The sequence below is a fragment of the Streptomyces sp. CRN 30 genome (genome assembly GCF_034105845.1).
The window spans coordinates 18,450-39,229 of record NZ_JAVRHI010000494.1 but is presented as its reverse complement, the minus strand read 5'-3'; the positions used below and the strand labels follow the sequence as shown (position 1 = coordinate 39,229).

Here is a 20,780-nt window from a genome sequence, read left to right as displayed (position 1 = left end):
CGGCCACCCCGGGGCGCGGGGGTGCCGCCCGTCCGGCACGGTGCGCTGTTCGTCGGGCAGGGGCCGCTCGGCCGGGCGCACGTCGCCGGACCGGCCCCGGCGCTGGTGTCGGTCAGCCGCTGGTACGCCGCTGTGCGGGGGCCCCGGTTCGAGTGACGGTGAGACCGTATGGGAGGCCCCGGCCAGACCGCCCATCGCCCATCGCCCATCGCCCATCGCCCGGTAGAAGCTCGGGACGGCGAACAGGCGGCCTCACACGGCGGCGTACCCGGGCCGCCCGGCCGGCTCACTCGCGGCATTGAGACACTCACTCATGCCGTCGGTTCTGCCCGTCACGTCAACGACATCCCGGAAACACGGACTTGAGGGGGACCGCCACCGCACAAGACCCCGGCGTGAAGTGTGACGCAGCTCATGCCGACACGCTGTCCGATCGGTCAGTGCTGACCGATCGGACAGTTACGGTGGGGGCATGGCTCGCTCCGCCTCCGCCATGCGCGGTCAGATTCTGGAGTCGGCACTGCGACTGTTCGCCGTGCACGGCTTCCGCGGCACCTCGTTGCAGGACATCGCCTCCGACGCGGGCTGCTCGAAGGCGTCCCTCCTCTACCACTTCGCCAGCAAGGAGACGATCCTCACCGAGCTGCTGACCCCGGCCCGGGACGCCGTGGCCACCCTGCTCGACCGGGTGGCCGGGCTGGAGGGCGGCCGGCTGGTGGAGGAGACCGTCGTCGGATACGTCGACCTGGCACTGCGGTGGCGCCGCGAGATCCAGCTCCTCTTCGATCACATCGCCGAGATGTCCTGTCACGCGGAGCTCGACGTGATGGAAGTGGCGGACGGGCTGCTGGACGCGCTGGCCGGCCGCTCGCAGCAGGCATCGGCGCGGGTGGCCGCGTGGATGGTGCTGGGCGCCGTCTTCATCACCAGTGCCGCCGATCACGAGGTGGCGCCGGACGAGGTGCTGCGCGCCGAAATGATCCGCAGTGCGCTGCGGACGCTTGACCACACCCCCAGTTGAACCACACCCCAGTTGACTCCTCACGGAAAGAACCACCCTCCATGGCGACCTTGCTGTACCGGCTCGGCCGGTTCTCCTTCCGCAGAAGAGGCCGAATAGCCGCGGTCTGGCTGCTCCTGCTGGCCCTGCTGGGCATCGGCGCCGGCACCCTGATGGGCCCGACCAGCGACAACTTCTCCATGCCGGGCACCGAGTCCCAGCAGGCGCTGGACGACCTCGGCAAGCAGTTCCCGCAGGCCGGCGGAGCCACCGGCACCATCGTCGTCGCCGCGCCCGAGGGTGAGCAGCTGGATCCCGCCGCGGTGGCGCCCCTGGTGAAGGAGGCCAACGAGATCGACGGCGTCACCGGCGCCGTCGACCCGTTCCAGGCCGGCTCGGTCTCCGAGGACGGCCGCTTCGCCCTGGTCCAGGTGCAGTTCGACGGGTCCGCCGACGAGGTCAGCGACGAGGCGAAGTCGGCCTACGAGGCCGTCGGCTCCGACGCCGAGGGCCTGCGGGTCGAGCACGGCGGCGAGGTCATGGGCGGTGAGGTGGAGGTCGGCTCCACCGAGGCGCTCGGCGTCCTGGTCGCCGCGGTGGTACTGGTCATCACCTTCGGCTCGCTGGTCGCCGCCGGCATGACGCTGCTGAACGCGCTGATCGGCGTCGCGGTCGGCATGGCCGGCCTCTTCTCCCTGACCGGTGTCATCGAGCTGTCCTCCACCGCGCCGATCCTCGCGCTGATGCTGGGCCTGGCCGTCGGCATCGACTACTCGCTCTTCATCACCTCCCGCTACCGGCAGTACCTCGCCGAGGGCCTGGAGCCCGAGGAGGCCGCCGGCCGCGCGACCGGCACGGCCGGCTCCGCCGTCGTCTTCGCCGGCGCCACCGTGGTCATCGCCCTGGCGGGTCTCTCCGTCGTCGGCATCCCCTTCCTGTCCGCGATGGGCCTGGCCGCGGCGGGCACCGTCGCCGTCGCCGTACTGGTCGCCCTGACCCTGCTGCCGGCCTTCCTCTCCTTCGCCGGGAAGAAGATCCTGCCGCGCAAGCAGCGCCAGGCGGACGGGGACGCCACCGAGGACCCGGTCGTCGCCGAGGGCTTCGGCTTCACCTGGGGCCGGCTCGTCGCCAAGCTGCGCATCCCGATCCTGGTCGTCGGCATCGTCGGACTGGGCGCGCTCACCCTCCCGGCCCAGGACATGCGCCTGGCCCTGCCGGACGCGGGCACCGCCGCCGAGGGCTCCCCCGCCCGCGAGGCGTACGACCTGACCTCCGAGGGCTTCGGCGAGGGCTTCAACGGCCGTCTCATCGCCGTCGTCAACGGTGCGGACGCGCAGGCCACCGGGGCCGCCGCCGAGCAGGCCACCGGCCTGATCATGGACACCGACGGCATCCTGGCCGTCGCCCCGCCGCAGCTCAACGAGCAGGGCACCACCGCCCTGCTGACCATCATCCCCGAGGCCGGCCCGACCGCTGCCGCCACCGAGAACGCCGTCCACGACATCCGTGACCGGGTCGCGGACGTCGAGAACGCCGACATCGCCCTCACCGGCGCGACCGCCCTGGGCATCGACGTCTCGGAGAAGCTCTCCGACGCACTGCCGGTCTACCTGCTCCTGGTGGTGGGCCTGTCCATCCTGCTGCTCATGCTGGTCTTCCGGTCGATCCTGGTCCCGCTGAAGGCGGCCCTGGGCTTCCTGCTCACCGTGGGCTCGACCTTCGGCATCACCGTCGCCATCTTCCAGGAGGGCACCCTCGCCGGCCTGGTGGGCGTCGACACCCCCGGACCGCTGGTGAGCTTCCTGCCGATCCTGCTCATCGGCATCCTGTTCGGCCTCGCCATGGACTACGAGGTCTTCCTCGTCTCCCGCATGCGCGAGGACTTCGTGCACGGCGCCGGCCCGCAGGAGGCCATGGTCAGCGGCATGGGCCACAACGCCCGTGTCGTCACGGCCGCCGCGCTCATCATGACGTCCGTGTTCGGCGGCTTCGTCCTGATGGACGACCCGATCATCAAGTCCATCGGGTTCGCCCTCGCGATCGGCGTGGTCATCGACGCCTTCGTCGTCCGCATGGCGCTGGTCCCGGCGGTGATGTCACTGCTCGGCCGCGCCGCCTGGTGGCTGCCCAAGCCCGTCGACAAGGTTCTGCCGGACCTCGACATCGAGGGCGAGAAGCTGAACAAGCAGCTGGCCACGGAGGCGCGCGGCGAGGACCCCGTCTCGGTCTGACCCGCACACCGGCCGGGCCGGAACGCACCCCCGTGAGGACGGGACCGCACCGCGGTCCCGTCCTTCCCCGTTCCGCCGTGAGGCCGGTGGTTCAGGCGAGCCGGGTCACGGTGAGGCGTACGCTGCCGCGGTTGTTGCCGTAGAACCCCCAGGCGTCGTTGGCGAACGCGTACAGGTACCCGCCCCTGGTCACCGTCACGGGGCCGTCCGTGCCCCCGCCTACGGCGATGCGCTGGTGCGGCGCGGTACCGGGCCGGCCGGCGAGCCGCTTCCCGTCCCCGTTGGCGACGACGCCGACGAGGGACATCCACGGCAGGTCGTCCTCCCGCGGCGAGCCGAGGAGGTTCGCCTCCTCGTTGCCGGTCACCCGGCGCCACACCGTCTGGAGCGGTCCGAGTGCCGTCCCCAGGAGGCGCAGCCGCTCCACGAAGGGGTTGAACCGGGCCGGGCCCGTGGTGCCCCCGGGGCCGGACCGGATGTGCGCGTCCTGCCACTCCCCCTCGGCGGTGAAGCGGTACGCGCCGGGGTCGAGGTAGAGGCCCGTGTCGTTCCACGGGCGGCGGGCGGACACGGTGACCGTCACCGGGGAGCCCCCGGCGCCCAGGCCCCGGGTGGGCCGGTAGGGCCGACTGGTGATGATCTTCGCCTGCTGACGGCCGTACACCGACCGGTGCACCGCGCCGTCGCGCCGGTCGGCGTCGACACGCGGGACCGCCCGCGGCCGGGGCTCGAAGAACGGCTGCAGCAGCGGGCCGATCGCCGGATCGTACAGCTGCGCCAGCAGCCGGAAGCCGGTGCGGGCGTCCTCGTGCAGGACGTCCGTCTCGTCGGGCGTGATCTGCCGCAGCATGTCCTCGTCGAAGGCGATCCCGGCCTTCTGGGCCTCCTCGACCATCCAGCGCAGCGCTCCGTCGCTCAGTCCCGTCTCGGGGTGGCCGCCACCGACGTCCTTGTGGCTCCCGGGGAACCACACCTGCTGGAGGTCCTGGCCCGGTTCCTGGCCGCCGTCCTCCCAGAGCGTCGGCGCGAACGGGCCACGGTGCTCGTCCATCGCCACCGCGTGGCGCGCGTACCGGATGTGCGGGTTCAGCTTCACGTCGTGGAAGGCATGACGGCGGGGCGGGTCCCACAGGTTGAGGATGCCGAGGTGGTCCGGTATCCCGAGCGAGCCGACCGTGTCCCACACCCCGATGAAGCGCACGGGGATACGGGCGGCGTCGGCCGGGTCGTAGTGGAACTCGAGCCCCGTACGCCACAGCGGATCGGGGCGGTCCGCCGCGCGGTACCGGCGGTCGTAGACGCGTTCGATCTGGTAGCGGATCGTGGCGGCGTTCCGGCCGCGCGTGTCCAGCAGTCCGCAGACCGAGATCATCCCGGCGAGACTGCGCGCGGTGTAGGCGCCGCGGCTGAAGCCGAACAGCGCGATGCGGTCGCCGGGCTCGTACGTGGTGGTCAGCCAGCGGTACGCGTCCAGGACGTCGGCGGACAGACCCACCCCGGCGATTCCCCCCGGGAGCCAGCCCAGCAGTCCGCCCCGCGTCCCCACCCCGGGCTGGTAGTACGCGAGCTGCCGGTTCCCCCCGGAATCACGGGTGTCGAGCGCGTTGTACAGGCGATGGACGTTCGTCACCGACGGTTGCTCCGGTGTGTTCCACGTACCGTCACAGCACACGACGAGACAACGCATGATGATGCCCCCTTATCCCCATATGTCCCTATGCTAGGGAGCCGCCGCCCACGGTCAACAGGGCCTGACCGCGGGCGGCGTCGAGGCGGCGGCGCCCGACGACCGTGGGCCGCCCCCGAAAAGGGACGGCCCACGGAACGCGCAGGGGCCGGTCACCCCAGCGGCTGCACCTGGATGTTGCGGAACCGGACCTTGTTCCCGTGGTCCTGCAACCGGATCGCTCCCGCGGCCGGCGTCTCGGACCGGCCCGACGCGGTGGGACCGTCGAGGGCGATGTCGTCGTGGACCTTCTTGCCGTTCCACACGACCGTGACCCGGGCGTCGGCGGTCTTGCGCCCCTCGGCGTCGAAGCGGGCCGCGCGGAAGACGATGTCGTACGTCTGCCAGGTCTCCGGCGGCTTCGCCGCGTTCACGTCGGGCGCCTTCTTCAGGTAGAACGCCCCGGCCTCGTTGGTGTCCAGGGTCGTGTCACCGTAGGAGTCGAGGATCTGGAGCTCGTACCGGTCCTGGAGGAAGATGCCGCTGTTGCCGCGGTCCTGGCCGGTGACGTCCTCGGGCAGCAGCGGGACGCGGAACTCCACGTGCAGCTCGAAGTCCTGGTAGGCGTCTTTGGTGCGGATGTCGCCGCAGCACACCTCCATCGCCTCCTCCTCGGCGAGCGGCCACGCCACGCGCCGCCCGTCCGTGTGCTGCCACTGGTCCTGCGAGGCGGCGGTGCCGTCGAAGAGCGCGGCGCGCGCGCCACGGGGGCGCACGGTGATCAGGTCGAGGTTGACATGACCGGTGTCGCCGGCGTCGTACCGGTAGGAGACGGTGTTGTGCCCGGCGCGCAGGGTCAGGCGTTCGGTCCTGGTCGACCAGGTCTCCCAGTCGCCGGTGGACGGGAGTGCGGTCTGCCGGAGCTTCTTCCCGTTGGCGTACAGGGAGAGGGTCTTGGTGCCCTGGAACGGGTCCGGGCCGTTGGAGTAGCGCAGGTTCACGTCGTAGGCGCCCGACTTCGGGACCGTCACGTCGAACGTCGTGGCGACCTCGCCCTCGGTGGCGTAGCGGTCGACGAAACCGCTGCCGGAGTAGCCGGTGTGGTCGGTGTCGACGCCGGCCGTCCCCGTCAGGCGCGCCTCCTCGGCCTCGTACAGGGTCGGGGCGGGCGGCTGCTTGCCGGGCGTCTCGTTGAGCGTGTACCAGGCCTCGGTGTTCCACAGCTCCTCACCGGAGGCCGAGCTGAAGGGGCGCGGGGAGCGTACGTGCACCACGCGGTCCGCCTTCAGGCCGTCCAGCCGCAGCCGGACGGTGCGGCTGTCCCTGGAGAGCGTCGCGGAGCTCACGGAGAGCTGCTCCTGGGCAATCTTCGGCCCGCCGTAGTCGGCGGTCGGGGTGTAGCGCCACTGCTCGGCCGTGTAGCTCTCGGCGAGCCGCGCGGCCGTCTCGGCGGACACCGGCTGGGTGTAGGTGAGGTCGAAGCCGCCCGGCACCGCGCGCATGGTCTTGATGTCGAAGGTGTTGCCGCCGTTGGGGGTCAGTTTCTGCAGGCCGAACCGCAGCTTGCCCTCCTGGCCCCAGTTGCCGTCGGCGCCCAGGCCACCGGCGTAGATCGCGCCGTCGGGGCCGAGGGTGATGCGGTTGACCCCGGCCTCCAGGCCCTGGGTGTGGCGGAAGACGGCGCCCTGGTACTGCCCCTTCACCTTCTCCAGGTAGGCGCGCTGGAGGCCGCCGTAGGTGACGTCACCGATCAGCATCTGGCCCTTGAACTGCCCCTTCTTCAGCAGCAGCGGTGTGGAGGGCGAGTTGCCGATCTCGTTCTGCGGGAGCCACAGCACCGGCTCGGTGACGGGCTTGTCGTCGAAGGGGCCCGCCGGCTCCGTGTAGTGGTTGAAGAAGCGATCCTGCTTGACGTGGACCAGCTTCGACGAGGGCAGCCAGCCGCCCTGGTTGTCGGTGGCGAAGAGGTCGCCGCCCGGTCCCCAGCCGATGCCGTTGGGCGTGCGCAGACCGCCCGCGATCGGGCTGAGCTTCCCGGTCTTCTTGTTCACCTTGTACGTGACGCCGCGGCCGGGCGCGGGCTGCGGAACCGTGGTCGCGCCGCCCAGGTTGATGGCCACGGAGAGGTTCACGTAGAAGTGGCCGTCGCGGTAGAGCAGCCCGAACGCGAACTCGTGGAAGTTGCCGCCGTACGGCCAGGTGGCGACCGTGCGGTAGTCGTCGGTCACGTCGTCGCCGTCCCGGTCGACGAGCCGGGTCAGCTCGTGCTTCTGCGAGACGTAGAGGGACCCGTCGACGTACTTGATGCCCATGGGCTCGCGCAGCCCGCTCGCCACCTTCTTGACGGTGACCTTCTCCCGGCTGGTGGCGCCGGTGACGTTGTCGAGCAGGTACACCTCACCGGCAACGTTGTCACTGCCGCCCCAGGTACTGATCGCCAGACGTCCGTCGGGCAGCCAGTCCATGCCGCTGACCTGCGGTTCGAAGCCCTCGGGCCGGAGGTCGGTGAGGGTGAGGTCGGGGCGTACGGAGTCCAGCGGCAGGCCGTCGCCGGGCGAGTCGCCGCTCGCCTCGCACTCCTTGCGGCCCGGTGCCGTCACCCGGACGACGCCGGCGTCGGTGCTCAGCGCCTCCTGCGGTACGACGGTGAAGTCGCTCGCACCGGGCGGCCGCCAGGAGAGCTGCAACTGCTCCCCGCCGTCGCGTTCGAAGTGGTCGATGCGGAGCGGGTGCGAACCGGCGGTGAGGTGGACCGTGCCGTCCTTGGGCTCCGCGCCGTGCAGTCCGTCGTGGTCGATCACCGTGCTGCCGTCGATGGTCAGCCGGGAGCCGTCGTCGCTGGTGAGGCGGAAGACGTAGCTGCCCTCGCTCGGCGCCACCAGGTAACCGGTCGCCTCCGTCACGAAGTGGTCGGAGAAGCCGCCGAAGTCGGCGGGCGAGGACCAGTCGACCGTCGGCATCAGCGCGTCGTGGTTGGGGGTCTGGGCCGGCTTCAGGGTGCACAGCTTGTCCAGCGGCGTCTGCACGTCGAACACGCGCAGGGTGATGCCGGGTTCCTGGGGAGGGATGTCCGCGGCGGTCGGGGGAGCGGCCGAGGCGGCCGGGGCGGCCCAGATGCCGCCGGTGAGGATGCTCGACGTCAGCAGGACGGTGAGGTGTCTTCGGGCATGCGAGAGCAGGCCTTGGCGCATTGGTCCTCCGGGTCTTGGGGACCGGACCGTGCCGGAAGCGCTCCGGTCTTGACAGGTGGGGCTGCGATTCCGCCGTCAAGGTAGAGGGCTTCCGCTTGACATGTCCATACTTTGTCACCGAAGAGTTCAAAGTGCGCGCGTGCGCAGCCGAAGCGCGTCGGCCCGGACGGGCCGACGCGCCTCCGCGCGCGGGGGGTTCAGGCGTCCCGGTCGAGCCGGCGCTCGGGCGGGCCGTGGTAGCCCGCGAGGAGGGGGCGGGGCAACGGACCCTTGATGCGCGCCCCGTTCTCCGTCTCCTCCCAGGCGTGGGCGAGGATGCCCACGCTGCGGGAGAGCACGAACAGGCCGCGGCCCAGCTGGGACGGGAAGCCCAGTTCGGCGTAGATGATCGCGGTGGCGCCGTCGATGTTCATGGGCACCGGACGGTCCCGGCCCTCGGCGAGCGCGGCCTCCAGCGCGAGTCCGGCCTCGAGGGCGCGGCCGGGGACCTCCCCGGCGTCGACGGCCTCCCGCACCAGCGCGAGCAGGGGGTCGCGCCGCGGGTCGCGCGGGTGGAAGCGGTGGCCGAAGCCCGGGATGTAGGCACGGCGGCCGCGGTACTCGGCGACGATCGCGGACGCCTCCTCGCCGCCGGTCACCCGCTCCAGCACCTCCATGCACTGCTGGCCCGCCCCGCCGTGGACGTCCCCGAGCAGGCCCGCGCCGGTGGCGACGGCGCTGTTCAGGCCCACCCCGCAGGTGGCCGCCATCCGGGCCGCGGCGATCGACGGGGCCTGCGGGCCGTGGTCGACGGCGGCGACCAGCGCGGCCTCCAGCAGCCGGCCCTGGACGGGGGTGGGCAGTTCCCCGCGGAGCATGAGCCAGATCTGCTCGGCGAAGGTGACCCGGCCGATCAGTTCCTCGACCGGGTAGCCGCGCAGTCTGATCTCGCCGGGGTGGATCTCGCTCACCGCGGTGGACCACCAGTCGGTCACCGTGCGCTCGGCGATCATCGCCTCTCCCCCGTCCGCCGTCGTCGCGTTCACGTCGCTCATATCGCACCGCCCTCACGCAGCGCGGTGATCTCCACCGCGGTGTAACCGAGTTCCGCCAGCACGTCGTCGGTGTGTTCGCCGAGGAGGGGCGGCGGGGCGGGTGAGGCGGCCGGTTCCCCGTCCACGCGCACCGGGCTGCCGAGGACGGACAGGCGGCGCTCCCTCCCGTCGGGGAAGGGGAGGTCGTGGACGAAGCCGCGGGTGGCGAGGTGGTCCAGGCCCAGGGCGTCCGGGACGGACAGGACCCGGGCCGCCGGGACGCCGGCGTCGGAGAGGATCTCCTCCCACTCGGCCGCAGGCCGGGCGGCCAGGGCCGACTCCACCTCGTCGCGCAGGGCGTCGCGGTGCGTCTTGCGGTCGGCGGGGTGCGTGAAGCGCGGGTCGGCCGTCAGGTCCTCGCGCCCGATGAGCCGGCACAGGGTCGTGAACTGCTGCTGCCGGTTGGCGGCGATGTTGAGGTGGCCGTCGGCGGTGCGGAAGGTGCCGGACGGGGCGGCGGTGAAGTTCTCGTTGCCCATGGGCTGCGGCTCGCGTCCGCTGATCAGGTAGTTGGAGGTGACCCAGCCCATGGCGGTGAGCGCGGACTCCAGCATGGAGACGTCGACGAAGGCGCCCTCCCCGGTGCGTCCGCGGCGTACGAGCGCGGCCGCCACCGCGTAGGCGGCCGCCATGCCGCCGAGGGTGTCGGCGACGGGGAAACCGGCCCGCAGGGGTGCGGTGTCCGGGGTGCCGGTGACGCTCATCATGCCGCTGAGGCCCTGGATGATCTGGTCGTACGCCGGGCGGTCGCGCAGCGGGCCCGTCTGCCCGAAGCCGGAGATCGCGCAGTAGACGAGCCGGGGGTTCTCGGCGCTCAGCGTCTTCCAGCCGACGCCGAGCCGGTCCATCACCCCGGGGCGGAAGTTCTCCAGCAGCACGTCCGCCTCGCGGACCGCGCGCAGGAGCGCCTCCCGCCCGTCGGGGTCCTTCAGGTTGAGGGTGAGGGAGCGCTTGCCCGCGTTCTGCGCCAGGAAGGAGGCGCCCAGCAGTTCCTCGCCCAGTTCCCGGTCGGCGCCCAACTGGCGCGCCAGGTCACCGGATCCGGGCACCTCGACCTTGACGACGTCGGCGCCGTGGAGGGCCAGCTGGTAGCCGGCGTAGGGGCCGGCGAGGACGTTGGTCAGGTCGAGGACCCGTACGCCCTCCAGGAGCGGGGTCGTCATCAGGCGGTGCCTCCGATGCAGTCGAGTGCGGTGAGGGCCCGTGCGGTGGCCAGCAGGGCGGGGGTGAAACCGGCGACGGCGTCGTCGGTGAAGCGGGTGGTCGGGCCGCCCAGCGCGACCGCCGCGGTCAGCCGGCCCGACGCGGCGAACACGGGGGCCGCGACACCGGAGACGCCGGGCTCCCGTTCGCCGTGGCTGACGGCCATGCCGTCCTCGGCGGCCTTCCGGGTCCGCTCCCGGAGCAGCTCGGCCCAGGTGGCGTCGGGGGCGCGGGACGCCACCGCGGTGACGTCGTCACGGTCCGAGCGCGAGAGGAGTACGTGGCTCGCGGCCCCCGACCACAGGGGCATCTCCGCCCCGACGTGGACGACGTGACGCAGCGTGCGGGTGCCCTCGTGGCGGGCGACGCAGACGCGGGTGTTCCGCTGGCGGACGTAGACCGACACCGTCTCGCCGCCGCTGGCCTCGCTCAGCTCGGCCAGGCGGCGCAGCGCCTCCTCCGGCAACCGCCAGGCGCGGCCGGCCAGTTCGGCCCAGCGCAGCAGTCCGGTGCCGGGGACGAGGTGGCCGTCGCCGCGGCTCCAGAGCAGACCGCACTGTTCGAGGGTGTGGACCAGCCGCACCACGGTGGTCTTCGGCAGTCCGGTGGCGTCGACCAGTTCGCGCACGGACCGGCTGGGGTGCTCGGCGTCGAAGAGGGCGAGCAGGTCCACCGCGCGCTGCACGCTGCGGACGCCGCCGGCGTCGGACTCGGGCATGCCGCCTCCTGGTGTCTCGGCACGCGGCGGGGCGGGCCCTCGCCGGTGAGTGGGCCGGATCATCACACCATGGAACCGTACAGCGGGACAAGCGAACCATCTGGTGGTACGACGGTCGTCCGCTCGGCCCGCATGCCTGCATGACCGCATGCCGAGGGGCGCCCCGTCGTCGGACGGGGCGCCCCTCCAGGCGATCAGGCGATCAGGTGAGGTGGGCGACGATGTGGCCGGCGGCCTCGGTGGCCATGCGGCGCAGCGCCTCGGCCGTCTGCGCGCCGGTGTGCGGGGTGATGACGACCGTCGGCTCGTCGCGCAGCGGGTGGCCGGACGGCAGTGGTTCGACGGCGGTCACGTCGAGGCCCGCGCCCGCCAGGTGGCCCCGTCGGACCACGTCGAGCAGGGCGGACTCGTCGATGATGCCCCCGCGCGAGGTGTTGACCACGACCGCGCCCTCGGGGAGGGCCAGGAGCTCGGGCAGGCCGATGAGGTTCCTGGTTCCCTCGACCAGCGGGACATGCAGGCTGAGGTTCTCGGCCCGGGACAGCAGCGTCGGGAGGTCCGCGGGTTCGACGCCGGCGTCCGTCATGGCGGCGGCGGGCACCAGCGGGTCGTACGCCAGGACGCGCATGCCGAAGCCGAGGCGGGCGATCGTGGCGACCTCGCGGGCGATGCGGCCGAAGCCGACGAGTCCGAGGGTCGCGCCGGAGAGCTCCCGGCCGCGGATGGCCGCGCGGGTGTCGCCCTCGTTGCGGACCGCGATGCCGATGCCCCGGCGTACGGCGAGCAGCAGCGCCACCGCGTGTTCGGCGACGGAGCGGCTGTTGGCCGTCGGGGTGGTGGTGACCGCGATCCCCAGCTCGCGCGCGGTGTCCACGTCCACGGTGTCGAGGCCCACCCCGTGCCGGGCCACGACGCGCAGGCGGGGCGCGCGGCGCATCATCGCGCCGTCGACGCGTTCGGTACGCAGCAGGACGGCGACGACCCGGTCGCTGACCTCGTCGAACGGGACGCCCTCGGCGCCGTACCCCGTGCGTACCTCGGCGTGCGGGCGCAGGAGGGCCAGGGCGTCCTCGTGGACCGGCCGGGGGATCCAGACGAGCGGGCGGTCAGTCACGGGGCACCAGCCGCTGGTTGGCCGCCCGGCGCTCGGCCTCGCCCTCGATGAGCCGGTGCGTGTCCGTGACGACGTCGTCGGCCTGCGCCGCCGGGACGATCGCCACCCCGTCGTCGTCCCCGAGCACCCAGTCCCCGGGGACGACCGGCACGCCGCCGACGGCGACCGGGACGGCTATCCGGTACGGGCCGGTCTTCCACGGTCCCGCGGGCGTGACCGCGCGGGCGAACACCGGGACACCCAGCTGGGCCAGCTCGACGACGTCCCGGGCGGCGCCGTCGAGGACGATGCCGCCGATCTGCAGCGCCTTCGCCTTCTGCGCCACCAGCTCACCGATCAGGGCGCGGGTCGCGTCCCCTCCCCCGTTGACGACGAGCACCTCGCCGCGCCGGATCGTCTCGAACGCGGCGTGCAGCCCCGCGTTGTCGCCCGGCCGGGTCCACACGGTGAACGCGGGTCCGGACAGGACCGCACCGGGCCAGAGCGGGCGGATGCCGTCGGCGACGCCGAACCGGTCCATCGCGTCGGACACGGTGGCGACGGGGAGTGCCCCGGGGGGCGGGTATGCGTGCACGGTTCTCCGTAAGTTGTCGGGCGGCCCGCGAGGGGACGATCGGTCAGTACAGGGCGGGTGGCAGGCCGGTGCGGGCGAGGTCCTCCGCGCAGCGGCGGACCGCGTGCGCGAAGCCGTCGATCCGGTCCTCGGTGAAGCGCACGGTGGGTCCGCCCACGGCCAGCACCGGCCGCCGGGCGGGCGCGGCGCCCGGAGGGAACGGCACCGGCACCGCCAGGCCGCTGTTGCCCGGCTCGCGCTCGCCGTGGGTGACGCACCAGCCGCGCTCCGCGGCGGCCAGCGTCCCGGCGCGCAGCGCCGCGTCGTCGCCGCCGGACTCCGCGGCGGCGATCTCCGCGATGAGCCGGTCCCGCTCCTGGGGCGGTTCGAGGCTGAGCAGCACGTAGGCGGCGGAGCCCCGGGCCATGGTGAGGGCGTCGCCCGGTTCGACCACGTGGCGCAGGGTGTTGGGGCTGGGCGCCTGGCCCACCACGACCCGCCGCGTGCCCTGGCGTACGTACAGGCTGACGGTCTCGCCCGTCTCGGCCGCCAGCGCGCGCATCCGCGCCAGGGAGGCGGCCGGCACCGTCCAGGCCGTGTCGGCGAAGGCCGCGAAGGCGATGAGGCTGGTGCCGACCCGGATCCGGCCGTCCGCTCCCGACTCCACCAGCCCCTCCCCCACCAGGGTCTCCACGAGCCTGAGGACGGTGGTCCTCGGCAGGCCGGTCTCGCGGACGAGGTCGGCCAGGGTGAGTGACATGCGCTCCGGGGTGAACGCGCGCAGCACCTGCCACGCCCGGTTCACCGCCCGGATGCCGCCGCCACCGTCGGTCGTCGGGGACATCGGTCTCCTTCTTCCCTTCGTTTCCTGTCGTGCCGTTTTCGTCGTGCCGTCTCCATTGCTTCGTCGCTGGAGTGCTGTTTACCATCTGGCGGTCATGAATATCCACTAGGCGGACACACTGGGGTGACCGACCAGCGCAGCGCCGGCTCGGTGAAGGTACGAGATCACAAGGGAGTGATCGTGCAGAGGAAACGTTTCCTGCTCGGTGTCGTCGGCGCCCTGAGCACCATGGTGCTCGCCGGCGCCGCCGCGGTGGACGCGAGCAACTCCACCTCGGGCGCGACCCCGAGGTCGAAACTCACGGTCACCGCCCCCGCCGCGCCCGGCGGCGGCTGGGACCTCGCGTCCCGCGAGTTCCAGCAGGCCCTGCGGGCGGGCTCGATCGTCAACAACGTGCAGGTCGTCAACGTGCCGGGGGCCGGCGGCACCATCGGGCTCGGCCAGTTCGTCGAACTGGGCGCCGATCCGACGCGGCTGATGATGACCGGGACGGTGATGGAGGGCGCGATCACGGTCAACAAGTCGCGCGTGGACCTGGACGACACCACCCCCATCGCCCGGCTCGCCGAGGACTACCAGGTCTTCATCGTCCCCGCGAAGTCCCCGTACCGGACGCTCCAGGACTTCATGGCGGCGTGGCGGAAGAACCCGCACAGCCACGCCGTCGGCGGCGGCGGTCTCGGCGGCACCGACCACCTGCTGGCCGGACTCGCCGCGCGCGAGGCCGGCATCGACCCCAAGGACGTCAACTACATCTCGTTCGCGGGCGGTGGCGAAGTGCTCACGGCGCTGCTGTCGAACACCGTCGAGATCGGTGTCAGCAGCTACAACGACTTCCGCGACCAGATCGAGGCGGGCAACCTGCGGGCCCTGGCGGTCTCGGCCGACGAGCCGGTGCCGGGCATCGACACCCCGACCTTCATCGAGCAGGGCGTCGACGTGTCGCTGCCCAACTGGCGCGGCCTGGTGGCCCCGCCGGGCATCAGCGACGAGCAGCGGCAGGAACTGACCGACATCGTCACCGAAGTGGTCCGCACCCCCGAGTGGGAGGACGCCCTCACCCGCAACAAGTGGGTCGAGAGCCTGCTGACGGGTGACGAGTTCGCCGACTTCATCCGCGAGGACCAGGCGAGAGTGAACACCATCATCGAGGAGCTGGGCCTGTGACCACCCACCCCGCCCCGCCGGACGCGGGCCCGGCCGCCTACCTGCGCCGCCGCACCGGCCTGATCGTCCCGCTGCTGCTGCTCGTCACCGGCGTCGTGCTGGGCGTCGGCACGCTCACCATGGACGTGCCGGCCAACGTCGCCTCGCCGGGACCGCAACTGTTCCCCACGATCGTCGCCGTCGCATGCGTGGTGTTCGCCGTCCTGCTGGGTGTCGACGTGCTGCGCCGTCCCGAGCCCGCGCAGGTCGCCGCCCTCACGTCCGCCACCACCGAGGCCCCGCCGACCCAGGCCCACGACATCGCCGACGGCGCCGAGGAGGCCGAGGACGCCGAGGCGACCCGCCCCCGCAGCAACCGGTGGGCCGTGACCGGAGTGGTCGGCACCGTCGTGGCGTTCATCGTCCTGCTCGTCCCGCTCGGCTGGCTGCTCTCCGGCGCGCTGCTGTTCTGGGGCGTCTCCCGGGCGCTCGGCAGCCGGCGGCCGGTGTTCGACGTCTTCCTGTCGATCGCCATCTCGTCCACCGTCCAACTGGCCTTCTCCGCGGGACTGGGCCTCAGCCTGCCCCCGGGCATCCTGGCAGGAGTGTTCTGATGGAATCCCTGAGCAACCTCGGCGACGGGTTCCTGACGATCCTGACGCCGATGAACATGCTGTGGGTGCTCGTGGGCGCCCTGCTGGGCACGGCCGTCGGCGTGCTGCCCGGTCTCGGTTCGGCGATGGCGGTGGCGCTGCTGCTGCCCGTGACCTTCTCGCTCGACCCGGTCGGCGCGTTCATCATGTTCGCCGGCGTGCTCTTCGGCGGGCTCTTCGGCGACTCGACCGCCGGCATCCTGATGAACACCCCCGGCAACAGCACCGCGATCGCCGGGTCCATCGAGGGCCACCGGATGGCGAGGTCGGGACGGGCCGCGCAGGCGCTCGCGACCGCCGCCATCGGTGCCTTCGTCGGCGGCATCCTGTCCTCCGTGCTCGTGGTGTTCTTCGCCCCCTACCTCGCCGAACTCGCCACGCTCTTCGGTCCGGCCGAGTACCTGGCGCTCGCCGTGTTCGCCTTCGTCGCCATCTCGGCCGTGGTGAGCGAGTCGATCCTGCGCGGTCTCGCCGCCCTGGTGATCGGACTGGCGATCGCGCTGGTCGGGGTGGACGGCATGTCGGGCGCCGCGCGCTTCACGGGAGGCATGCCGGAGCTGTTCGACGGCATCAACATCGTGGTGATCACCGTGGGTCTGCTCGCCCTCGGCGAGGTCATCGCCGTCGCCGCGCGGCGCGGGACCAAGGAGGACCTGCGCGTCATGCCGTCCACGGGCCGGCTGTGGCTGTCGCGCGGGGAGATCCGCCTTGCGCTGCCCGCGTGGCTGCGCGGCACCGCGATCGGTGTGCCGTTCGGCATCATCCCCGTCGGCGGCTCCGAGGTGCCCACCTTCCTGGCCTACGGCACCGAGCGCCGGCTCGGGTCGCGCCGCAAGGACTCCATGTTCGGCAAGGGCGCCATCCAGGGTGTCGCGGGTCCGGAGGCGGCGGGCAACGCCACCGCGGGCACCGCGATGGGTGCCCTGCTCGCGCTGGGCCTGCCGACCTCGGCGACGGCCGCGGTGCTGCTCGCCGCGTTCCGCCAGTACGGCCTCCAGCCCGGCCCCCTGCTCTTCGAGCGGGCGAGCGACCTGGTGTGGGCCCTGCTGGCCAGCTTCTTCGTGGCCATGGTCGTCCTGCTGGTGCTCAACCTGCCGTTCGCGCCGCTGTGGGCGAAGCTGCTGAAGGTGCCCCGGCACTACCTGTACGCCGGCATCACGGTCTTCGCCATGCTGGGCGTCTACGCGACCAGCAGCAAGATCCTCGACCTGGTCCTCGTCCTCGCCATCGGCCTGCTCGGTTTCGCCATGCGCCGCTACGGCCTGCCCGTGGCCCCCGTCCTCATCGGCGTCATCCTCGGCCCGCTCGCCGAGACCGAGTTCCGCCGCGCGATGGCGGTCAGCGAGGGCGATCCCTCGGCGCTGGTGTCGAGCCCGATCACCATCGTCCTGTACCTGGTGCTCGTCCTCGGCGTCGCGGGCCTGCTGATCCAGCGCGCCCGCAACCGCCGCCGGGCCGCGACCGCCCCGGTCCCGGCATCCTGACCGTCGCGGCCGCACGCCCCTGTCTGCGGGTTCACCCACAGTTCACCCGCCGACAGGGGCGAGGGGCACCCCGGCGGGCATCAACCGGGAGGCGTTCGGCAGTTGGAGGACGACGGCCGCCAGGGCCGGTCAGCCGGGCGCCGCAGGGCCGTCGGCCCGGAAGCGGAGAGTGTGGGACGTGGGCGGTTTCGTGGTGACCCTGATGGCTCGGGTCGGGATGGTGCTGGCCGAGGCGATCGTCGCGCGCCTGGCCCAGGAGTTGTACACCTATGTGCGCTCCCGGTACACGGCCGCGGCGACGGCATGACGCGCACGGCGGTGCCCGGCGCGAGGTGACCGCGGGAGCGGCGGGCGCCGCCGGTCGTATCGTCCGCCGCCGCAGGGTGCGGATCCGCCGTTCGTCGTACGCGACGGCCCCCGGACACCGGACGGGGTGAGCGGGACCCGGACACCGGGCCCGGCGGCCTCCGTACCGGAAGCCCCCGCGCGGTGCGCGTCCCGGCCGGTGCCCGCGCATCCCGCCGAGTGACCGAGGCGCACGTACGGGCAGCCCGGGTGGTGTCCCGGACGTGGACCGGCCGGTCCGGTCCGCCGCCGTGGGCCGCCCGCCGAGGTTGCGGCGGGCGGGTCCTCACGGGAGGCTCTGTCGTTCCCCACCGGCAGACTCCGCGCCCGGCTCCTGTCGATGTGCGCCGAGGCCGGTATCAGCGTGATCGCCGTCGATCCCGCCTGCACCTCCATGTGGGGCGCGGAGCACTCGGCCCCAACAAGTCGAGCACCCGCTACAGCGGCGGCACCGACGCCTGGGCCGAGAACATGTCGCTGATGTGGACCTTCCGCGGCATCCCCACCCTGTACTACGGCTCGGAGATCGAGTTCCGGAAGGGCGAGCGGATCGACTGCGGCCCCACCTGCCCCCTCGCCACGACCGGCCGCGCCTACTACGGCGACCACCTGGCCGGCAGCCTCCGCGTCTCCGACGGCAGGCTCAGCGTCGCGGCACCCGGGAAGGGGAACCTCCGGGTGCACGTCCTGGACGGTCCCGGCCGGATCGGGACGGACGGCCCTTACCTGAGGTAGCGGTCGCCCGCGTGACCGAAGCGGGCCCGTCCGGCACGCCATGCGTGTTCGACGAGCACCACCGTGGAGGCGGTGGCCAGACACACGGCCCACTGGACGGGACCGAGGGCGACGGTGTCGAAGACGCCCTGCGCGAACGGTACCTGCACGGCGACGACCTGAAGGGCGAGGACGGCTCCCAGACAGATCCACAGGGCGCGGTTGTGCAGTTGGTGGCGACCGAGCACCGGGCCGTCCTCGCTGCGTGCGGCCAGGGCGTTGAACAGCTGGAAGAGCACGAAGGTGGTGAAGGCCATGGTCGTGGCGGTCGCCGTGTCCGTGAGCTGCCGACCGGCGACGAAGACGGCGAGGGTGCCGGTGGCCATGACCGCGCCGGAACGGGTGATGGCGGCCAGGCGGCGGGTGTCGAGTATCCGTTCGGCGGGCGGACGGGGCGGGCGGCGCATCACGTCGTCCCGCGGGGGGTCGACACCGAGGGCCATGGCGGGCGGCCCGTCCATGATGATGTTGACCCACAGCAGCTGGATCGCGGACATGGGGGCGGGCAGTCCGGCCAGTACGGCGGCGAGCAGGGTGAGGATGGCGCCGATGTTGGTGGACAGCTGGAAGCGGACGAAGGTGACGATGTTGTCGTAGATGGACCTGCCCTCGCGCACCGCGCGCACGATGGTGGAGAAGTCGTCGTCGGTCAGCACCATGTCGGCGGCTTCCTTGGCGACGTCGGTACCGGTGACCCCCATGGCGACGCCGATGTGGGCGGCGCGCAGGGCGGCCGCGTCGTTGACGCCGTCACCGGTCATGGCCACGATGTGGCCGCGCGCGGAGAGGGCGCGCACGATGGTGGCCTTGTGCTCGGGGGCGACGCGGGCGAAGACGCCGATGTCCTCGATGCGGTCCGCGAGGTCCTGCTCGCCCATCCGGGTCAGTTCGCCGCCGGTGACGACCTCGCCGGTGATGCCGAGTTCGCGGGCGATCGCGGTGGCGGTGTCGGCATGGTCCCCGGTGATCATCTTGACGGTGACCCCGGCGTCGTGGGCGAGGGCCACGGCGTCCCGGGCCTGCGGGCGGGGCGGGTCGTCGATCCCGGCGACCGCCGTCAGGACCAGCCCTTCCACCTCGCGCGGCTCCGGCCGGCGCGGACCGGTCGGGTCGGAGGTGGCGGTGGCGGCGCCGAGCACCCGCAGGCCCCGGTTGCCCATGCGCCGGGCGGCGGCGGTGATCTCGGCGCGCCGTCCGGCGGTCAGGGGCGTGGGGCCGTCGCCGGCCAGGACGTGGGTGCAGCGGTCCAGCAGGACGTCCACGGCCCCCTTGGCGTGGACGCGGGTGCGGCCGTCGGCGTCCGTGTGGAAGGTGGCCATGTACTTGGCGGCCGGGTCGAAGGGGACCTCACCGGTGCGCGGGGTCCGTGTCCGCAGGAGCTCGGGGTCGAGGCCCGACTTGGCGGCGAGCACGAGCAGGGCGGCCTCGGTCGGGTCGCCGATGACGCCGTCGGGGGTGAGGCGGGCGTCGTTGCACAGCACGAACGGCAGGATCGCTCCGTGCAGCGGCTCGGCGCCGGTCGTGGTGCCGTCGTCGCCGGCGGGGCGCACGGTACCGGCGGTGTCGTAGCCCTCGCCGGTCACGTCGTACAGGCGTCCGGCGGCCCACAGGGCGCGGGCGGTCATCTCGTTCAGGGTCAGGGTGCCGGTCTTGTCGCTGCACACCACGGTCGCGGAGCCCAGCGCCTCCACGGAGGCCAGGCGCTTGACGACGGCGCCGCGGCGGGCCATGCGGTACACGCCCAGGGCCAGGGTGAGGGCGAGGACGGCGGGCAGTCCCTCGGGGATCGCCGCGACCGCGAGGGCCACCGCCCGCAGCGCCAGGTCCCCCGGCGCCTCGCCCCGGACGAGGGCGACGACCGCGTAGGCGGCCACGGCGACGCCGCTGAGCAGGGCCAGGCGCCGGCCCAGGCTGTCCATCTGGACCTGCAGCGGACTGGGCGGCTCGCCGCCGGTGCGCAGCGCCTCGGCGATGGCTCCGACCTCGGTGCGCATGCCGGTGGCGGTGACGATCATCTCGGCGCGGCCGCGGGTCAGGGCCGTGTTCATGAAGAGCATGGCGGTGCGTTCCGCGACGGGCACGGGCACGGGTGCGCCGGCCCCGGGCCCGTCTCCGTGTCCCTCCTCGTCCCCGGCGGGCGCGGTCGTCTTGGCCACGGGGTGGGACTCGCCGGTCAGCGTGGCCTCGGCGGCCTCGACGGAGGCGGCGACCACCAGACGTCCGTCGGCGGGGACGCGGTCGCCGGCCTCCAGCAGGACCACGTCGCCGGGCACCAGGTCGCGCGCCAAAACCACGCCGACCCGGCCGTCGCGGCGTACCCGGGCGGTGGGCACCAGCATCTGGCGCAGTGCCTCCAGGCTGCGCTCGGCACGGCGTTCCTGCAGGTAGCCGATGGTGGCGTTGATCAGGAGGACCACGGAGATGACGACGGCGTCCTTGATCTCCCCGATGAAGCCGGCGACGACGGCGGCGATCAGCAGGATGCCGATCAGCCAGCTGCGGAACTGGTCCAGCAGGCGCAGCCACTGCGGCCTGCGGGCCGGCTCGGCCAGTTCGTTGGTGCCCCAGGCGGCGGCCCGCCGTCCGGCGTCCGCCGTGGACAGGCCGGCCGCCGGGTCCACGCCGAGCAGGCCGGCCACCTCGGCGGCACCGTGCCGGTAGGCGTGCGCCACCGGCTCCGGGGGCGTCCGGCCGAGCGGGGCGTCAGCCGCGGCGACGGGGGGCCGCTGCGGCACGGTCACTCCGCTGCTCCTCGCCCCGGGCGGCCGAACCGTCCGGTGTCACG

14 protein-coding genes and 1 pseudogene are annotated in these 20,780 nt (G+C 72.9%); 6 read left to right on the top strand and 9 right to left on the bottom strand.

All coding sequences use genetic code 11. The features are described from left to right. The first annotated feature begins 472 nt into the window (after nucleotides 1-472). Together UW392_RS56470 and UW392_RS56465 are read left to right on the top strand one after the other, a co-directional pair. The gene (locus UW392_RS56470; protein ID WP_320783281.1) at nucleotides 473-1,021 is read left to right on the top strand and encodes a helix-turn-helix domain-containing protein; all 549 of its coding nucleotides are present in this window, start codon (nucleotides 473-475) and stop codon (nucleotides 1,019-1,021) included. 41 nt (nucleotides 1,022-1,062) lie between these two features. Beyond that, nucleotides 1,063-3,231: an MMPL family transporter gene (locus UW392_RS56465; RefSeq protein ID WP_320783280.1), complete on the top strand. Its 2,169-nt coding sequence runs from the start codon at nucleotides 1,063-1,065 to the stop codon at nucleotides 3,229-3,231. Between the two features lie 91 nt (nucleotides 3,232-3,322). On the opposite strand, the gene UW392_RS56460 is transcribed toward UW392_RS56465, so the two are convergent. The 8 genes from UW392_RS56460 to UW392_RS56425 all read right to left on the bottom strand — a co-directional run bounded on the left by UW392_RS56460 (nucleotide 3,323) and on the right by UW392_RS56425 (nucleotide 13,593). Continuing rightward, entirely contained in the window at nucleotides 3,323-4,918 is a 1,596-nt protein-coding gene (locus tag UW392_RS56460; protein ID WP_320783279.1) for a DUF2235 domain-containing protein, read from the bottom strand. Between the two features lie 152 nt (nucleotides 4,919-5,070). Continuing rightward, nucleotides 5,071-8,088, bottom strand: a complete 3,018-nt coding sequence (locus tag UW392_RS56455; protein ID WP_320783278.1) for a family 16 glycoside hydrolase — start codon at nucleotides 8,086-8,088, stop codon at nucleotides 5,071-5,073. A 197-nt stretch (nucleotides 8,089-8,285) separates the two neighbouring features. Next, entirely contained in the window at nucleotides 8,286-9,122 is an 837-nt protein-coding gene (locus UW392_RS56450) for a citryl-CoA lyase (RefSeq protein ID WP_320783277.1), read from the bottom strand. After that, nucleotides 9,119-10,324, bottom strand: a complete 1,206-nt coding sequence (locus UW392_RS56445; RefSeq protein WP_320783276.1) for a CoA transferase — start codon at nucleotides 10,322-10,324, stop codon at nucleotides 9,119-9,121. Before UW392_RS56445 ends, UW392_RS56450 begins: the two co-directional genes overlap by 4 nt. Continuing rightward, entirely contained in the window at nucleotides 10,324-11,082 is a 759-nt protein-coding gene (locus UW392_RS56440; protein ID WP_320783275.1) for an IclR family transcriptional regulator, read from the bottom strand. Before UW392_RS56440 ends, UW392_RS56445 begins: the two co-directional genes overlap by 1 nt. Nucleotides 11,083-11,284: 202 nt before the next feature. Then, nucleotides 11,285-12,196, bottom strand: a complete 912-nt coding sequence (locus tag UW392_RS56435; RefSeq protein WP_320783274.1) for a hydroxyacid dehydrogenase — start codon at nucleotides 12,194-12,196, stop codon at nucleotides 11,285-11,287. Then, nucleotides 12,189-12,728, bottom strand: a complete 540-nt coding sequence (locus UW392_RS56430) for a methyltransferase (RefSeq protein ID WP_320783273.1) — start codon at nucleotides 12,726-12,728, stop codon at nucleotides 12,189-12,191. The genes UW392_RS56435 and UW392_RS56430 overlap by 8 nt, the downstream gene beginning before the upstream one ends. Before the next feature lie 85 nt (nucleotides 12,729-12,813). Further along, nucleotides 12,814-13,593: an IclR family transcriptional regulator gene (locus UW392_RS56425; RefSeq protein WP_320783272.1), complete on the bottom strand. Its 780-nt coding sequence runs from the start codon at nucleotides 13,591-13,593 to the stop codon at nucleotides 12,814-12,816. A 180-nt stretch (nucleotides 13,594-13,773) separates the two neighbouring features. On the opposite strand from UW392_RS56425, the gene UW392_RS56420 reads away from it, so the two are divergent. From UW392_RS56420 to UW392_RS56405, 4 genes and pseudogenes are all read left to right on the top strand, one after another. Beyond that, a complete protein-coding gene (locus tag UW392_RS56420; protein ID WP_320783271.1) occupies nucleotides 13,774-14,760 on the top strand; it encodes a Bug family tripartite tricarboxylate transporter substrate binding protein in 987 nt (328 codons plus the stop codon). Next, nucleotides 14,757-15,353 (top strand): tripartite tricarboxylate transporter TctB family protein, encoded by a 597-nt coding sequence (locus UW392_RS56415; RefSeq protein WP_320783270.1) that lies wholly within the window; start codon nucleotides 14,757-14,759, stop codon nucleotides 15,351-15,353. The genes UW392_RS56420 and UW392_RS56415 overlap by 4 nt, the downstream gene beginning before the upstream one ends. Next, nucleotides 15,353-16,876: a tripartite tricarboxylate transporter permease gene (locus UW392_RS56410; RefSeq protein WP_320783269.1), complete on the top strand. Its 1,524-nt coding sequence runs from the start codon at nucleotides 15,353-15,355 to the stop codon at nucleotides 16,874-16,876. Before UW392_RS56415 ends, UW392_RS56410 begins: the two co-directional genes overlap by 1 nt. 759 nt (nucleotides 16,877-17,635) lie before the next feature. Next, a pseudogene (locus UW392_RS56405) lies at nucleotides 17,636-17,956 on the top strand (hypothetical protein); the annotation flags it as partial. Here the strand turns inward: UW392_RS56405 and UW392_RS56400 are convergent. Further along, nucleotides 17,944-20,736, bottom strand: coding sequence for a cation-translocating P-type ATPase (locus tag UW392_RS56400; protein WP_320783268.1), 2,793 nt, complete (start codon nucleotides 20,734-20,736; stop codon nucleotides 17,944-17,946). The pseudogene UW392_RS56405 and the gene UW392_RS56400 sit on opposite strands and share 13 nt — an antisense overlap. Nucleotides 20,737-20,780 lie beyond the last annotated feature (44 nt).

Coding starts and splice junctions, on each gene's coding strand:
- UW392_RS56470 (WP_320783281.1), top strand. CDS start 473: ATGGCTCGCTCCGCCTCCGCCATGCGCGGTCAGATTCTGGAGTCGGCA.
- UW392_RS56465 (WP_320783280.1), top strand. CDS start 1,063: ATGGCGACCTTGCTGTACCGGCTCGGCCGGTTCTCCTTCCGCAGAAGA.
- UW392_RS56460 (WP_320783279.1), bottom strand. CDS start 4,918: ATGCGTTGTCTCGTCGTGTGCTGTGACGGTACGTGGAACACACCGGAG.
- UW392_RS56455 (WP_320783278.1), bottom strand. CDS start 8,088: ATGCGCCAAGGCCTGCTCTCGCATGCCCGAAGACACCTCACCGTCCTG.
- UW392_RS56450 (WP_320783277.1), bottom strand. CDS start 9,122: ATGAGCGACGTGAACGCGACGACGGCGGACGGGGGAGAGGCGATGATC.
- UW392_RS56445 (WP_320783276.1), bottom strand. CDS start 10,324: ATGACGACCCCGCTCCTGGAGGGCGTACGGGTCCTCGACCTGACCAAC.
- UW392_RS56440 (WP_320783275.1), bottom strand. CDS start 11,082: ATGCCCGAGTCCGACGCCGGCGGCGTCCGCAGCGTGCAGCGCGCGGTG.
- UW392_RS56425 (WP_320783272.1), bottom strand. CDS start 13,593: ATGTCCCCGACGACCGACGGTGGCGGCGGCATCCGGGCGGTGAACCGG.
- UW392_RS56410 (WP_320783269.1), top strand. CDS start 15,353: ATGGAATCCCTGAGCAACCTCGGCGACGGGTTCCTGACGATCCTGACG.